Origin of the sequence: Streptomyces sp. NPDC090045, from assembly GCF_044747975.1 — a bacterium.
GTDB lineage: Bacteria > Actinomycetota > Actinomycetes > Streptomycetales > Streptomycetaceae > Streptomyces.
On record NZ_JBIVFA010000013.1, the window covers coordinates 77354 to 92704 of the forward strand.

Consider the following 15351-nt stretch of genomic DNA (forward strand, 5'->3'; position numbering starts at 1 on the left):
CACATCCAGTCCCCCCGCACGTCCCGTTCCCCCCGCACATCCCGTTCCCGCACCCCCGGCCCCGTCCGGGGGACCACGACAAGGAAGACCCGTCATGACCGACATCGCCATCACCGGACTCGGCTGCCGCTTCCCCGGCGCCCCCGACATCCGCGCCTACTGGAAGCTCCTGATGAGCGGGGAACGCCAGTTCTCCTCCGTTCCCGCAGAGCGCTGGAACCACGGGGTCTTCCACGAGCCCGGCGACCGCTCGGCCCCCAACGCCGCGTACACCGACCAGGTCGCGTTCCTGGACGACGTGGACCGCTTCGACGCCCTGCACTACGGGGTGCCGCCCGCCCGGGCCCGGTCCATGGACCCGCAGCACCGGCTGATGCTCGACATCACCCGCGAGGCCCTCGCCGACGCGGGCATGGGCCGCGGCGACTTCGACCGGGAGAACACCGGGGTCTTCTTCGGGATATCGGTGTCCGACTACAAGGACCTGATGGCGGCCCCCCTGCGGGCCATCTCCCTGGCCGAGGGGGCGCAGGGGGCGGACCGCGGGAGCCTCGACGCCGTCCGGGAGCAGGCGGCGGAGCTCGGCACCATCCACTCCTTCACCCTGCCCGGGAGCCTGCTCAACATGGCGTCCGGCACCGTCAGCCGGCAGTTCGACCTCGGCGGCCCCAGCTTCGCCGTCGACGCCGCCTGCTCCGGCTCGCTGGTCGCCCTTGACCAGGCCGTCGCCCAGCTGCGCCAGGGCACCTGCCGGATCGCCGTCGTCGGCGGGGTGTACCTGAACCTCACCCCGGACAGCCTGGTCGGCTTCTCCCGGCTCCGCGCTCTGTCCGCCACCGGGGTGTGCCGTCCCTTCGACGAGGAGGCCGACGGTTTCGTCCTCGGCGAGGGCGCCGGCGCGGTCGTCGTACGTCCGCTCGCCGACGCGCTCGCCGACGGCGACCGCGTCTACGCGGTGATCAAGGGCATCGGCTCGGCCAACGACGGAGCCTCCCCCGGACCGCTGGTCCCCACCGCCGAAGGCCAGCTGCGCGCCATGCGCCGGGCCTACGACGACGCGGGGGTCGCCCCGTCCTCCGTGAGCTTCATCGAGGCCCACGGCACCGGCACCACCACCGGCGACCGTGCCGAGGTGGAGGCTCTGCGGCGGCTGCGCACCGAGTACCCCGACGACGACCCCTCGCTGTGCTACCTCGGCGCCGGCAAGGCCCTCATCGGGCACTCCCTGTCCGCCGCGGGCATCGCCGGTCTGATCAAGACGGCGCTGATCGTCCACCACCGCACGATCGTGCCGCAGCCCGACACCTCCCCCCATCCCGACCTGGGCATCTCCGCCGCGGGCCTGCGCTTCGCCGACACCGCACGGCCCTGGCCGGGCGCGAGCACCCCGCGGCGCGCCGCCGTCAGCTCCTTCGGTTTCGGCGGCACGAACGTGCACGTGGTGCTCGAGGAGCAGCCCGTCCCCGCCCACGGCACCCTCCTGGTACGCGCCGAAGGGCCCCGGCCGCAGCTGCTGCTCCTCTCCGCCGGCAGCCCCGAGCTGCTGGAACAGCACATCGACGAGGTGCTGGACCTGCTGGACCAGGCCGCGCCCGTGCCGATCGCGGCACTGGCCCACACCTTGGGCTCGCGCGAGCCGCTGAAGACGCGGCTCGCGATCGTGGCGGCCGACACGGAGGAGTTCACCCGGCGGCTGCGCCACGCCCGCGAGCAGCTGGCCGAAGGCGCCCGGGGCGACCTCGGTGACGGCGCCTTCGCCGCCGACGCCCCCCTGCCGGAGGCGGAGCGCCGCATCGCCTTCCTCTTCCCCGGTCAGGGCAGCCAGCGGCCGGGCATGATGCGGGACCTCTACGAGCGGTTCCCCGGCTTCCGCACGGACGTCAACGTCCTCAGCGCCGTGGCCCGCCGGGACGCCGGCTTCGACCTCGCGGACCTGCTGTACGGCGAGGCCCCGGCCGCCCACGGCGACCCCGAGGAGCTCAGCCGGCGGCTGACCGGCACCGATGTGTGCCAGCCGCTGCTCGGCACCGTGCAGATCGCCGCGACCCGGCTCCTCGCCCACTGCGGCATCGCGCCCCACCTCTCCCTCGGCCACAGCGTCGGGGAGTTCGCGGCCGCCGCGGCGGCCGGAGCGCTCACAGACGAGGACACCGTCCGGCTCCTGGTGCACCGGGGCGCGGCCCTCCGCGAGGCCGAGACCGGCCACGGGGGCGGGATGCTCGCCGTCCAGACCGACAAGGAGACCTGCCGCCGGCTGATGACCGGCATCGACGACGTGTGGCTCGCCTGCTTCAACCAGCCGCGGCAGGTCGTGGTCAGCGGCACGCCGCACGGGCTCGCCGCGGTGCGGCAGGCCTGCGCCGAGGCCGGGGTGGTCACGGTGGCGCTGGACGTGTCCAACGCCTTCCACTCCCCGCGGCTGGCCTCCGCCGAGGAGAGCGTGCGCGCGGACCTCGACGCCCTCCGCATCGCCGGGCCCGTCCTGCCGTTCGTCTCGTCCGTGAGCGCGGACGTCTGCACCGACCCCGGTGAGCTGCGCGAACTGTGGGCCCGTCACGCGTCCGCCCCGGTCCACTTCGGCGACGCCGTCCGGACCGCCTACGACCAGGGAGCCCGCGTCTTCCTCCAGGTGACGGGCGGCAGTTCGCTCCTCGCCTCGGTCCGCCGCAACCTCACCGGCCACGGCGACGTGCACGTCGTGCCCGCCGGCGAGGAGGCGCCGGACGGCGGGCACGGCTTCGTCCGGGCCCTCGCCCGGCTCGCGGTCCTGGGCGTCCCGGTCGACCCGCGGGCCCTGGTGCCCAGTGAGGACCGCCGCCTGCTGGACCTGCCGGTGGCCAAGCTCGACACGCAGTCCTACTGGGTACCGGGCGGGCGACCCGCCAAGAAGAAGGACGCCGGCGCCACCGCCCTCCCTCCCGAGCACGTATCGCCCGAGCCCGTATTGCCCGAGCCCGTATCGCCCGAGGAGACCTCGATGAACGCCCCGACGGACACACCGATGGACGCCGCTGCGCACGACCGGGCGGACGGCCCGATGGATGAACTGCTCCAGCTGGTGCGGCAGCAGGTGGCGCTGATCGCCCGGCTCACCGAGGCCCTTCCGGCACGGAACCCGGCCGCGGAGATCACCGAGCCCGCCGAACCCGCGCCTGCGCCCGAACCCGCGCCCCTGCCCGCCGTGCCCACCGTCCCGCCCGCTGCTCAGGCGCCGGCCGGGGAGGCCGAGGAGATCACCGCGGAGGTGCTCGCGCACGTGTCCCGCATCAGCGCGTTCCCGGTGAGCCACCTGCGCGTCGACCAGCTGCTGATCGACGAGCTCGGTTTCGACTCGCTGATGCTGACCGACCTGTTCACCGCCCTCACGCGGCAGTGGCCGCAGTGGACGTTCGACGAGAGCGCTGCCGACCGGCCGACCGCCGGGAGGATCGCAGCCGAGATCGCGAAGGCCTGCGGCGCGGACACCGCGCCGCAGGCAACGCCCGAGGCCGCACCCGCCCCCGTACCCGCGGCCTTCCCCGTACAGCGGGCCGATCACGGCGAGGAGGACCCGCCGGCGTCACCGCCGACGTCGCCGCCGCCGGCCGACCAGCCCGCCACCCCGCTGCCCGAGGAACACACGCGGATCGAGTGCTTCCCCGAGGTCACCGCCCACGGCGAGCGCATCGCCGCACTCACCGGGCTGGGGGTCCCCAATCCGTACTTCCTCGTCCACGAACGCGGTATGACGGACACGACCGTCGTCGACGGCCGGGAACTCCTCTCCTTCTCCAGCTACAACTACCTGGGCCTGGCCACGCACCCCCGGGTGACCGAGGCGGCCCGGGACGCGATCGAGCGCTGCGGCACGTCGGTGTCGGCCAGCCGGCTGCTGTCCGGCAGCCGTCCCCTCCACCTGGAACTCGAGGCGGAACTCGCCGGCCGGCTCTCGTGCGAGGCCGCGGTCACCCTGGCCAACGGCCACGCCACCAACGTCACCGTGATCGGTCACCTCGTCGGACCCGGGGACCTCGTCGTCCACGACTCCCTCGCCCACGACAGCATCCTGCAGGGGTGCAAGCTCTCCGGCGCGACCCGGCGGCCCTTCCCGCACAACGACGCGGCCGCCCTGGACGCGATCCTCACGCAGGTCCGCGACCAGTACCGGCGGGTCCTCGTCGTCGTCGAGGGCGTCTACAGCATGGACGGCGACATCGCCGACCTGCCCGCCCTCGTCGAGGTCAAGCGCCGGCACGGTGCGCTGTTGATGATCGACGAGGCGCACAGCATCGGGACGATCGGCGCGACGGGACGCGGCATCGGCGAGTACTTCGGCATCGACCGCTCGGAGGTCGAACTGTGGTCGGGCACGCTGTCCAAGGCCCTGGCGAGCTGTGGCGGCTACGTCGCCGGGAAGCGCTCGGTCGTCGACTACCTGCGCTACACCGTTCCGGGCTTCGTCTTCAGCGCCGGCATGACCCCGGCCGACACCGCCGCGTCCCTGACCGCCCTGCGCCTGCTGCGGGCCGAGCCGCAGCGAGTGGCACGGCTGGCGGAGAACGCCGCCCTGTTCGTCCGCCTCGCCCGCGATGCGGGCATCGACATCGGGGACAGCCACGACACGCCGATCGTGCCGTGCATCGTCGGGGACTCGCTGAAGGCCCTGCGCCTGGCGGAGGAGCTCTTCCAGCAGGGCGTCAGCGTCAATCCCATCCTCTATCCGGCCGTGCCGGAGGAACTGGCCCGGCTGCGCTTCTTCATCACCTGCGAGCACACGCCCGAACAGATCCGTCACGCGGTGACCGCGCTGAAGCACGGTCTGCGGCACCCGGCCACGGCAACCGCTGCGGCCCCGGCCCCGGCCCGCGCGGCCTGACCCCGCGGCCATGCACACCACCGTCGTGGACCCTCTCTTCCCGCCGATCGCGCCGGGCCGCGTCCACCGATGGGGCGGAGCCCGCCTCCTCGTGGCCCGGTTCGCCGACCTCCGGAAGGCCCCGTTCCTGTCACCGGCCGAGCAGCAGGTGGTCCGGGCACTGCCGGCCCGGCGGCGCGCCGAGTGGACGGCCGGCCGGCTGCTCGCCAAGCGCCTGGCCGGCGAGGCCCTCGCCGTGCCGGCGCAGGAGGTGGAGGTCCTCCCCCGGGACGACGGCAGCCCGTACGTCCTCGTCGGCGGCGGTCCCGTCGCGAACGTGCAGGTCTCCATCAGCCACACCGCCCACCACGTCGCCGCGGCCCTCGCACCGGAGGCGGTCGGAGTGGACCTGTGCGAGACCGGCTCGGCCGCCGCGGTACGCCGGGTCGCGGACCGCGTCTTCTCCCCCGGGGAACGCTCCCTCATCGGCACGGACCGGCCCGACGCCCTGGCCGGCGCCTGGGCGCTCAAGGAAGCCGCGGTCAAGGCCGACCGGAGCAGCGTCTTCGGCGCCGCCCCGCGCCTCGTCGAGATCCTCGGCCTCCGGCCGCCCGTCCTCGCCGGAGGGCGCCGCGCGACGGTGTGGCGGGCGGGGGACGCGGTCCTCGCCCTCGTCCTCGGGCGCTCCCCCGGGTCCGCCGGGCCGGGCGCACCCCCTTGGCAGCACTGCGTTGGTGCTCCTTGCCCCGCCGGATGATGCTTGTCAGTGGAGCCCCTGGCCGTGCAGGTTGCCGTGCACCGCGGCGAGGGAACTAGCGAGGGCGAGATGAGCGGCGATGGAGCAACTTCCCACCTCTCCTGGTGAGCGGCCGGAGGAGACGAACGCCTCCGGCGGATCGACCTACACGGCCACGGCCACCCTCAGCGAGCAGGGCATCGTGACCGAGTGGAGCGAGGACGCCCGCCGGCTGCTCGGCTACACGCCCGCCGAGATCGTGGGACAGCCCGCCGCCCGCCTGCTCGCCGACGGCGCCCGGGACGACGAGGACGTCGACGAGAGCGCGGGACGGATCCCGTCCGGGCAGGACCGGTGGAGCGGCACCGTGGCGCTGCGGCACCGGGACGGCCGGCGGGTGGAACTGCGCCTGCTCGCGCACCGCTGGACGTCCACGGGCGGGAACACCAAGTGGTTCGTGGTGTCCGCCGTACCGGGCGAGCCCCGTACGCCCTGGGGCGACGCACTGAAGGAATGGACGTTCGCCCAGTCCCCCTGTTTCCTGGCGGTCTTCGACGGGGACCTGCGGCTGGTGCGGGCGAACGCCGGCATGGAGCGCGCGCTGTCCCTCACGGAGACCGAGATGCGCGGGCTGCGGCTGCCGGAGATCGCGCCGGATCCCGTGAGCGACGAGACCGAGCGCAGGATGCGCCTGGTGGTGGAGACGGGGGAGCTCCAGCACGTCGACGCCTTCGTCCGCCCCGCGGATGCGCGGGCGGATCACGGCCTGGCGGCCTCGCTGGCCCCCTTGCGGGACGCGGACGGCCGGGTGCGCGCCGTGTGCCTGGCCGCGCACGAGAAGACCGGAACCGACGGTGAGCGTCCGCAGCTGCTCCTCTCGGACGTCGACACCGCCGGCATCGGCACCAGCATGGACAGCGCCCGCACCGCGGAGGAGCTCGCCGACGCCGCCGTGCCCCGGATCGCCGACTTCGCGGTCGTCGACCTGCTGGAGCCTCCCCCGCGCGCCGACGAGCACTCCTCCCGGCCGGCGGCGGGGCCCGTCACCGTGTCCCACACCGCGGTCCGCTCCCTCCTCGAAGGCGGCCTGGAGTCCCAGGTCCCGGTCGGCGGGACGGCCGTCTATCCGGCGCTGTCACCTCCCGTCGAGTGTCTGGCCGCGGGCCGCGGCTCCGTGTACGCGGCCTCGGACCCGGCCGTCGCCCGATGGATGGCCCAGGACCCCGGGGCCGCCTGGATCCGTCACTCCGGGACCCACTCGCTGATGATGGTGCCGCTGCGCGCCGGAGGCACCACGCTCGGCCTGGCCGTGTTCAGCCGTCACCAGCGTCAGGAGCCCTTCCACCCGGAGGACCTGTGGCTGGCCGAGGAGCTCACGTCCAAGGCGGCCGTCAGCATCCACAACGCGCGCCGCAACACCCGCGAGCACACCACCACCATGACGTTGCAGCGCAGCCTGCTCCCGCACTCGCTGCCCGATCACCCGGCGCTCGAGATCGCCTCCCGCTACCTGCCCGCCGGTACGGACGCCGGGGTGGGCGGCGACTGGTTCGACGTGATCCCGCTGTCCGGCGCACGGGTGGCCCTCGTGGTGGGCGACGTCGTCGGCCACGGCATCCGTGCCTCCGCCACCATGGGCCGGCTGCGCACCGCGGTCCGCACGCTGGCCGACGTGGACCTGCCGCCCGACGAGCTGCTCACCCACCTCGACGACCTGATCATCCACCTGTCCGCCGACGAGGGTGACCAGGGGGCCGCCGGGGAGGCCGCGGGCGGCATCGGCACCACCTGCCTGTACGTGGTCTACGACCCGGTCACCCGCCGCTGCACCGTCGCCCGGGCCGGCCACCCCCCGCCCGCCGTGGTCAGCCCGGAGGGCTCCGTCTACCTCCTCGACGTCCCGGCCGGGCCGCCGCTGGGCCTGGGCGGCCTGCCCTTCGAGACCCTGGAGACCGAGATTCCCGAGGGCAGCCTCCTCGCCCTGTACACCGATGGCCTGCTGCAACCCCGCGAGCGCGACATCGACGAGTCCCTGGACAGCATGTTCGCGGCCCTCGTGCGTCCCGCCTCCAGCCTGGACACCGTCTGCGACCGCGTCCTGGCGGCCCTGCTGACCCACCGTCCCGACGACGACGTCGCCCTGCTCGTCGCCCGGACCCGGGCCCTTCACGCGGACAAGGTCGTCGTCTGGGAGCTGCCCTCCGACCCGTCCGTCGTCGCGCAGGCCCGCCGGTACACCACCGAGCAGCTGACGGCCTGGGGGCTCGACGAGGCCGCCTTCGTGACCGAGCTCGTGGTCAGCGAACTGGTGACCAATGCGATCCGCTACGGAGCGCCGCCCATCGAGCTGCGGCTGATCCACGACGACAGCACCCTGCTCTGCGAGGTCTCCGACGCGAGCAGCACCGCCCCGCACATGCGGCGTGCCCGGACCTTCGACGAGGGAGGGCGGGGCCTGCTGCTGGTCGCCCAGCTCGCCGAGCGCTGGGGCACCCGGCACTCCACCCTCGGCAAGACCATCTGGGCCGAGCAGTCGCTCGCCGGGTTCTGAGGTCTACGGTCCGCCGGTCAGGGCGTGGAAGACGGGCCTGGCCCAGATCGGGGGCTCCGGCGGCGGCTCCTGGGGTTCCGCCCCGGGCGTCGGACCGTCCTCGCGCCGGGTGGCGTTTCCGGTGGCGGCGCGCAGGGCTCCGACGAACTCCAGGCAGGAGTCGTAGCGGTCCTCCGGCACCTTCGCCAGGGCCTTGGCCAGCACCTCGTCGGCGGCGGGCGCGATCCCCGGCCGCCTCTCCGACAGGGGAGCCGGCTGGTCGTACTGGTGCGCCCACAGCAGCGCCACGTCCTCTTCGCGCACGAAGGGGGGTCCGCCGGCGAGGGTTTCGTAGACGACGCAGGCGAGGCTGTAGAGGTCGCACCTGCCGTCGACCGGCCGGCCGGTGATCTGTTCCGGCGCCATGTAGTCGAGCGTGCCCACGAACTCCCCCGCCGTGGTGAACCCGCTGAGCGACAGCGACTTCTTCGTCAGTCCGAAGTCCGTGAGGTAGATGTGCTCGGGGTGGTCGCTGTCGGTGCCCGCGGCGACCAGGATGTTGCCGGGCTTGACGTCCCGGTGCACCAGATCGTGCTCGTGGGCCGCGTCGAGGGCGGACGCCACCTGGGAGGCGATGCGCAGGGCCGTCGCGACGGGCAGCGGGCCGTCCCGGTCCAGCAGGGCACGCAGGTCGAGCCCGGAGACGTACCGCATGGCGATGTAGAGGACGCCGTCGGTCTCACCGGCTTCGAAGATCGGCACGATGTGCGGGTGGTCGATCTTCGCGGCCACCCGCGATTCGTGCGTGAACCGGCGCCGGAAGGTGTCGTCGCGGGCGCGCTCGGGGGCGATCAGCTTGAGCGCGACCGTACGGTCCAGGCGCAGGTCCTTCGCCGAGTAGACGACGGCCATGCCGCCGCGGCCGATCAGGCGCTCCACCCGGTAGCCCGCGATCTGCTTGCCGATGAGGCCGGAGGGCCGGCCCGTGTACACGCTCAGGTCGGGTGCCGAGGCCATCAGACGCCCGCCTCACCCGGCCGGCCGGATGACGGCGCGGCGCCGACGCGGTGCCCGTGGGCGAAGGTGCCGATCATGCCGACCCCGTCCTCGATGGAGCGTCGCCCGAGGGACGACATGGCTGAACGGGTCGCGCTCGACGCGACGGTGTCGGCTCGGGCGCGAAGGTCACGCGCCGGGCCGCTCTTCCATGTCTGAAGTCTATCCAGTGATCCATACGAGTGCCCCTTCGAGACGGAACGGGTCCCCGGCACGTGGTGTGCCGGGGACCCGTGGTGTGGGGGTGGGGTGGGGGTGGGGAGGGGGTCAGCCCATGCCGCCGGTGCCGCCGCGGCCGCCGAATCCGCTGGTCCCGCAGCCGAGGCCGACGCAGATGCCGCCGTCGCCGCCGAGGCCGCCTTCACCGCCGTCGCCGCCGGGGGACGCCGTCCCGCCGGTGCCTCCGTCGCCGCCGTTGACGCTGCCGTGGCACACCCCGGCGCAGACCCCGCCGTTGCCGCCGGTCCCGCCGGTGCCGCCGCCCGGCCGGCCCGTCGTGCCGGTGCCGCCGTTGGCGCTGCCGTTGCAGACCCCGGCGCAGATGCCGCCGCTGCCGCCCTCGGTGCCGTTGACGGAGCCGTTGCACTCGCCCGCGCAGACCTTGTCACCGACGCGGACGCTGCCCTTGTCGATCGTGACCTTGCCGGTGAGCTGGTCACCGAACTTGCCGATCGCCCCGTTGCGGCCGAAGCGGTTCCCGCCGGTCTGGGTGTCACCACCGCCGGGGGTGGGGACCTTGTGCTGTCCGGCAGCCACCTCGACCGTCTGGCTCGGCAGTGCCGGCGCCGCCGTGGCGACCGGTGCCATCGCACCGGCACCGATGAGGGTCGAAGAGACGAGAAGACCGAGACGGAACTTCCAAGATCGCACGCGCATGAGATTCTCCCTTGCCTAGAAATTGATTTCCGCTACGCGGTTCGGTTTGTCGAATTCCGCGCCGTGGACGATCCCTCCGGCGCAAACGCTCGGGGCGCCCCGGCCGCATCGGGCCGGAGCGCCCCGAGGGGGATTCGTCCTTGAGCCGATTTCCGTCCCCGCCTGCCCTCCCTCGTTCCTCAAGTGCCTCAGGTGGAGGAGGAGAAGCCGTCTGACATCAGGGCGAACCAGTTGCCCTCGATGTAGGCCTCCTTCAGGTCGTCGAGCTGCTCCTCCGACATGTCGTACTTCTTGGCGATCTTTTCCTTCATGTCGTCCGAGTCGTCGACCAGCAGGATCATCACGATGTGGACCTTGTCGACCATCGACAGGTCGGACTTCGACTTGTCGGGCAGGTCGTCGAACCGGAAGCAACCGACTCCGCCGGGCTTGCCGGGCTCGCCCGGCTCGCCGGGCCGGCCGCCACTGCCGCCCGCCCCGCCCTTGCCACCCTCGCCGCCGCGGCCACCCAGGGAACAGTGCGTGGGCTGCTCGGCCACGACCGAGGAGCTGGTGCCCGCCGGGGCCTTGAACTCCGACGCTTGCGCGGCGCAGGCCGTGCCGGTGACGAGGGCCAGGGAGGCCGCCGCCAGGATGAGCGGACGCTGCCAGGTGCACGTGAACATGGGGTTCTCCGTTTCGGGTCGAACAAGTGGTTGGGGATGGGAGTTGGGGGGGGTGGTGGGGGTGGAGGCCCGGAAGGCCTCCACCCCGTCGGATCGGGTGTGCCTCTTAGAAGATGGAGCCACCGCCGGCACCGGCGTCGCCGCCGAGGCCACCGATCAGGCCGCCGAAGCCGCCGTCTCCGGCGTCACCGCCCGCACCACCCTGGAGGAAGCTGAAGCCGCCCTTGCCTCCGTTGCCGCCCTTGCCGCCGACGAGCCAGCCGTCACCGCCGCCACCGCCGGCGCCACCGCCGCCGCCTTCGAGGATGCCGAAGCCGCCCTTGCCGCCGTCGCCGCCGGCGCCACCGATGCGGCCCTCGCCGCCACCGCCACCGCCGCCGCCGCCACCGCCGACGAGGAGCCCGTCCCCACCGGCGCCGCCGCCGCCACCCTTGCCACCGGTACCGTTGACGCTGCCGCCACCGGCACCGCCGGAGCCGCCACCGCCTCCGACGAGGCCGCCGCTCCCGCCCTTGCCGCCCTTTCCTCCGGCGCCTCCGTCGGTCGGGAGGAGGATGGAGTGCACGGTGTCCGGCATCGGAGCCGCCGTCGCGGCGGAGGCCGGCAGGAGGATCCCTCCGGTCACCAGACCGGCCGAGGCGATCAGCGTCGCCAGGCGGAAGCCCTTGCGGCTGGGGCGGACCGTGCTGTTGGTGTGCATCTTGCGGTTCATGACTTTCTCCTACCGATTGAAGAGGGATATTGATTGCCCGGATTTCCGGGACGGTGCGGTGATACTGGCGAGAGGAGGAATCTCTTTGCGAGGTGTTCCGTCTGTGCCTTTCGCTTCGTTTCCTTTCCGCTCCTCAAGTAAGCCCCGGACGCCACACCTGGGTCATGTTCCGGAATCTCGGGACTTGACGCCCGCCTAAATGCCGGGTAAAAGTCCGCGCGGCCCCGCCCCGACGGGCCGGACGGCCACCGCTTGACCTCAACCGCGCTTGATGTCGGAGGCTCACGGCACGGGCACCGGAGAGACCGGGGCCCTGGTGGAGGGGTGAGTGCCATGCGTGCGACACAGGCGATCGGGTTCGGCGGTCCGGAGGTACTGGTCCCCACCGAGGTTCCCGAGCCGGTGGCCGGCCCGGGGCAGGTACTGATCGCCGTCGCGGCCGTGGACACGATCTTCGTGGAGACCCAGGTGCGCCGCGGATGGGGCCGCGAGTACTTCCAGGTCACCCCGCCCTACCTGCCGGGCGGCGGCATAGCCGGTACCGTCCGCGCCACCGGCGAGGGCGTGGACCCGGCGTGGAAGGGCCGCCGGGTCGTCGCGGGCATCGACGGCGGCGGGTACGCCGAGCTGGCCCTGGCCCCGGCCGAGGGCCTGGCCGTCGTACCGGACGGGGTGTCCCTCACCGACGCGGCGGCCCTGGTGCACGACGGGGTGACGGCCGCCAGGCTGCTGGAGAGCACGGCGCTGCGGTCCGGCGAGCAGGTGCTGATCCTGGGGGCTTCGGGCGGCATGGGCACCGTGCTGGTCCAGCTGGCGAAGGCAGCGGGCGCCCGGGTCGTCGGAGTGGCCCGCGGGGAGCAGAAGACCGCTCTGGTACGGGAGTTGGGCGCGGACGCCGTCGTCGACGCGGCCCGCCCCGACTGGGTGGACCGGGCCCGCGAGGCGCTCGGCGGCGCGGGCGCGGACGTCGTGCTGGACGGGGTGGGCGGCGAGGTCGGGCTGGCCGCGTTCCCGCTGGTCCGGGCGGGCGGCCGGTTCTCGGCCCACGGCGCTCCGACGGGCGGCTTCGCCCCGGTGGCCCCGGCGGACGCGGAGTCCCGCGGCGTCCGCCTGCTGGGCATCGCGGACGTCCAGCTGACGACCCCGGAGCGGGCCGCGCTCGCGGCGCGGGCCCTGCGGGCGGCGGCCGAGGGCACCCTGCGCCCGGTGATCGGCGCGACCTTCCCCCTGGAGCGCGCGGCGGCGGCGCACGCGGCGATCGAGTCCCGGGAGCTCGTGGGGAAGATCGTGATCACCGTGTGAGGTCGGTTCCGCCGCATGCGGCCGGGTGGCGAGGGGCGACCTGTGCGCCGAGTACCGCGGGAGGCCGACGCGCCATCACGGTGAGGGCGGGGGCGCGGGTGACTCCTGGAGGTAGGCGGCGATCATGGCGAGGTCGTTGGCGATGGTCAGGACCCCGGCCGGGTCGGCGGTCGGGGTGGAGGCGCCGTTGACGCCCGCGTAGAAGGTGTCGTAGCGGCCGCCGCCCTTGTCCAGGTAGCCGGCGATCGTGATGGCGCCGACGGCCAGCCGGTCGTTGAGCGCGTCGCCTCCGACGGCCGCGCCGGTCTTGGCGAACACCTTCCCGCGCGCGGGGCAGCTGCGGCAGTTGTCGGCCAGCAGCCCGTCGACGCCCAGGATCGGCAGGGCCTCCCGGAAGAGCCGCGCGTCGGGGGTCCGCTGCCAGTAGGCCAGCATCTGCACCAGCGCCTGCGGGGTCACGCGGTCGGCGGGGTTGCCTCCGCGGCCGTCCATGAGCTGGGCCTGCTTGCGGTCGACGCCCGCCCGGTCCAGGAAGTCGGCGAGCACCGGGAAGCCGTCCTCGCACTGGTGGCTGCCGGTCGTGACGGCCATCAGGCAGATGCCGAGGTTGGCGCCGAGGTTGTGGCTGACCTTGAGGATCAGCTTGGCGTACTGGGCGTAGGGCGGGGAGGTGTACGCGGCCACCCGCGGCCGCCCCGCGTAGTCGCGCGGCAGCCGGGCGACGGGGTTGGGTCCGGCCGGGTCGGCGGTGACCCGCACGCCGGCCCGTTCGAGCGCCTCGATCAGTGCGCTGCGGCCGAAGGCGGCCGGATCGGTGATCGGTGAGGTGCGCAGCAGCGGCTCGGAGTCCGCCGCGATGGTGCCGGAGAGCCGGATCCGGGTGCCGCCGTCGGTGGCCGTCACCGTGACGGCGGTCGGCTTCCCGGCGGCCACGGTCTTCACGGTGGAGCTGACCTGGTACGGGGCGACCTTCGGCCGCCAGTCCAGCCGGGCGTCCGCGCCGGCCCCGTCCCCGGGGGTGGTCATCAGGTCGATCAGGTTGTCGTTGATGATCAGCGGGGTCGGGGTGGGGTCGAGGACGGGGTCGGGGAGGAAGAGCCGGCTGTCGACGATCACGTCGCCGTCGAGGCGGGTGATGCCGGATTCCCGGACCTGCCGGGCGAGCTGGTCGATGCCGGCGAGGGGGTTCTCGGGGGTGAGGGTCGCACCGGGGAAGTCGTTGGCGTATGTGTGGTCGAGGTCGGTGTAGGCGACGGTGCCGTCGGGCCGCGTCCTGCCGCCCATGGTGAGGTCGCCCTGGGCGACGAGGTCGAGGTCGCCGGTGAGCGTGGCGCCGGTGCGCTCGCCGACCGCGTAGAGGGGGGTCACGAAGCGGTGGTCCGCGCCGAGGGTCTGCCAGGGGCCCGAGACGCTGATCAGTTTGGCGGTGGACCCGGGGATGAAGAACTGCCCGGGGAACATGCTGTGCACCACGCGCCCGTCGTCCGGTTCGGTCTGCAGCAGGCCCCACTGGGCATGGCTGTACTGCGGCTTCCCCATGATCTCCGTGATGCGCGGGTCGAGCGGAAGCTGCTCCGCGTCACCCGACGGCGACGGAGAGGGTTCGGCGGCGGCCGCCGTGGCGGGGGCCAGGGTCACGAAGAGCAGCGCGGCGCAGGCGGCGGCCAGGCCCCGCCGTAGCGATGCGGGGCGGACGGAGTGGATCGGACTGCTCACAGCGCGCTCCGTTCGTCGCGGCTGCCTGGTCCCCGAGGCCGTGTGAACAGCGTGGCACGGCCGGTTTCGACCTGCATGTCACACCCTGTCGAAGCCCTCGGAGGCCCGCCGCGTGGCCGGATCCGGTCGCTGGGCCGGGGTGCCCCGGAGACGGCACTGACGGGTGTTGCCGGTGGCGGGTACGGTGCGGCCATGAATTCCGCAGCAAGTTCGGCCGGCGACGGCGTGACGCCGAAGACGGTGGTCAAGGACACCGCGCGCCGGCAGTTGGTGGAGCGGGGTGCCGCAGGGCTGTCCCTGGACGGCGTGGCACGCGCGTGCGGTCTCGCCCTCACCGATGTCGAGGCCGTTTTCCCGCACCGGGACGACCTGTTGACCGCCCTGGTCATCGACGCCTACGACGCGTCGGGCGCGGCGATGGAGCAGGCCGACGAGGCCGCCGTCAAGGCCGGTGCCCCGGCGGGTGCACGGCTCCTCGCGGTGACGCGCGCCCTGCGGCAGTGGTCCTTCGCCAACCCCGGTGAGTTCACGCTGATCTACGGCTCCCCCGTGCCTGGTTACCACGCCCCGCAGGACACGGTCCCGCCCGCCTCGCGCACCCCCGGAGTACTCGCCGGCATCGTGCGGTCGGCGCTGGTGGGCGGTGAACTCACCCCGCCCCGGCGGGCGGTGCCCGGCCCGCCGCTCCTCCTGCCGGCCGCCGTGGAGGCCTTCGGCGGCGTCCCCGAGGCTCCGTTCTCGGACATCATCGAGCGCGGCATCGTCCTGTGGAGCAATCTGATCGGGCTCCTGGTGTTCCAGGTCTTCAGCCGCACCCACGACAGCGTCCGGGACGAGTCCGCGTTCTTCGACTACTCCATCGCCGTGGCGGCCGAGAGCATCGGGCTCGTGGTCCCCTCGGGCGAGCCCACCGACTGAACCGTC

The 15351-nt window shown here is 73.6% G+C and carries 10 protein-coding genes; 5 read left to right on the plus strand and 5 right to left on the minus strand.

Annotated features, from left to right (window positions below; translation table 11 throughout):
- Positions 1-94 precede the first annotated feature (94 nt).
- From ACIPYQ_RS29535 to ACIPYQ_RS29545, 3 genes are all read left to right on the plus strand, one after another.
- Positions 95-4855 (plus strand): type I polyketide synthase, encoded by a 4761-nt coding sequence (locus ACIPYQ_RS29535; RefSeq protein ID WP_401256815.1) that lies wholly within the window; start codon positions 95-97, stop codon positions 4853-4855.
- Positions 4856-4865: 10 nt separating this feature from the next.
- Positions 4866-5591, plus strand: a complete 726-nt coding sequence (locus ACIPYQ_RS29540) for a 4'-phosphopantetheinyl transferase family protein (protein ID WP_401256817.1) — start codon at positions 4866-4868, stop codon at positions 5589-5591.
- A gap of 79 nt (positions 5592-5670) precedes the next feature.
- The gene (locus ACIPYQ_RS29545) at positions 5671-8121 is read left to right on the plus strand and encodes a SpoIIE family protein phosphatase (protein ID WP_401256818.1); all 2451 of its coding nucleotides are present in this window, start codon (positions 5671-5673) and stop codon (positions 8119-8121) included.
- A 3-nt stretch (positions 8122-8124) separates the two neighbouring features.
- On the opposite strand, the gene ACIPYQ_RS29550 is transcribed toward ACIPYQ_RS29545, so the two are convergent.
- From ACIPYQ_RS29550 to ACIPYQ_RS29565, 4 genes are all read right to left on the minus strand, one after another.
- Positions 8125-9117 carry a serine/threonine-protein kinase gene (locus ACIPYQ_RS29550; protein WP_361758679.1) on the minus strand — a complete coding sequence of 331 codons (993 nt, stop codon included), beginning with the start codon at positions 9115-9117 and terminating at the stop codon, positions 8125-8127.
- A 306-nt stretch (positions 9118-9423) separates the two neighbouring features.
- Positions 9424-10032, minus strand: a complete 609-nt coding sequence (locus tag ACIPYQ_RS29555) for a hypothetical protein (RefSeq protein WP_401256820.1) — start codon at positions 10030-10032, stop codon at positions 9424-9426.
- 188 nt (positions 10033-10220) lie between these two features.
- The gene (locus tag ACIPYQ_RS29560; RefSeq protein WP_401256821.1) at positions 10221-10697 is read right to left on the minus strand and encodes a hypothetical protein; all 477 of its coding nucleotides are present in this window, start codon (positions 10695-10697) and stop codon (positions 10221-10223) included.
- Between the two features lie 106 nt (positions 10698-10803).
- A complete protein-coding gene (locus ACIPYQ_RS29565) occupies positions 10804-11409 on the minus strand; it encodes a hypothetical protein (protein WP_401256823.1) in 606 nt (201 codons plus the stop codon).
- A gap of 333 nt (positions 11410-11742) precedes the next feature.
- Between ACIPYQ_RS29565 and ACIPYQ_RS29570 the strand changes: the two genes are divergently transcribed.
- Complete coding sequence (locus tag ACIPYQ_RS29570) at positions 11743-12711, plus strand: zinc-binding dehydrogenase (RefSeq protein WP_401256825.1); 969 nt, start codon at positions 11743-11745, stop codon at positions 12709-12711.
- Between the two features lie 75 nt (positions 12712-12786).
- Here the strand turns inward: ACIPYQ_RS29570 and dacB are convergent, their stop codons facing one another.
- A complete protein-coding gene (gene dacB / locus ACIPYQ_RS29575) occupies positions 12787-14427 on the minus strand; it encodes a D-alanyl-D-alanine carboxypeptidase/D-alanyl-D-alanine-endopeptidase (protein WP_401256827.1) in 1641 nt (546 codons plus the stop codon).
- Between the two features lie 192 nt (positions 14428-14619).
- Here dacB and ACIPYQ_RS29580 point away from each other — a divergent pair, with 192 nt between their 5' ends.
- The gene (locus ACIPYQ_RS29580) at positions 14620-15345 is read left to right on the plus strand and encodes a TetR/AcrR family transcriptional regulator (protein WP_401256829.1); all 726 of its coding nucleotides are present in this window, start codon (positions 14620-14622) and stop codon (positions 15343-15345) included.
- The last annotated feature ends 6 nt before the right edge of the window (positions 15346-15351 follow it).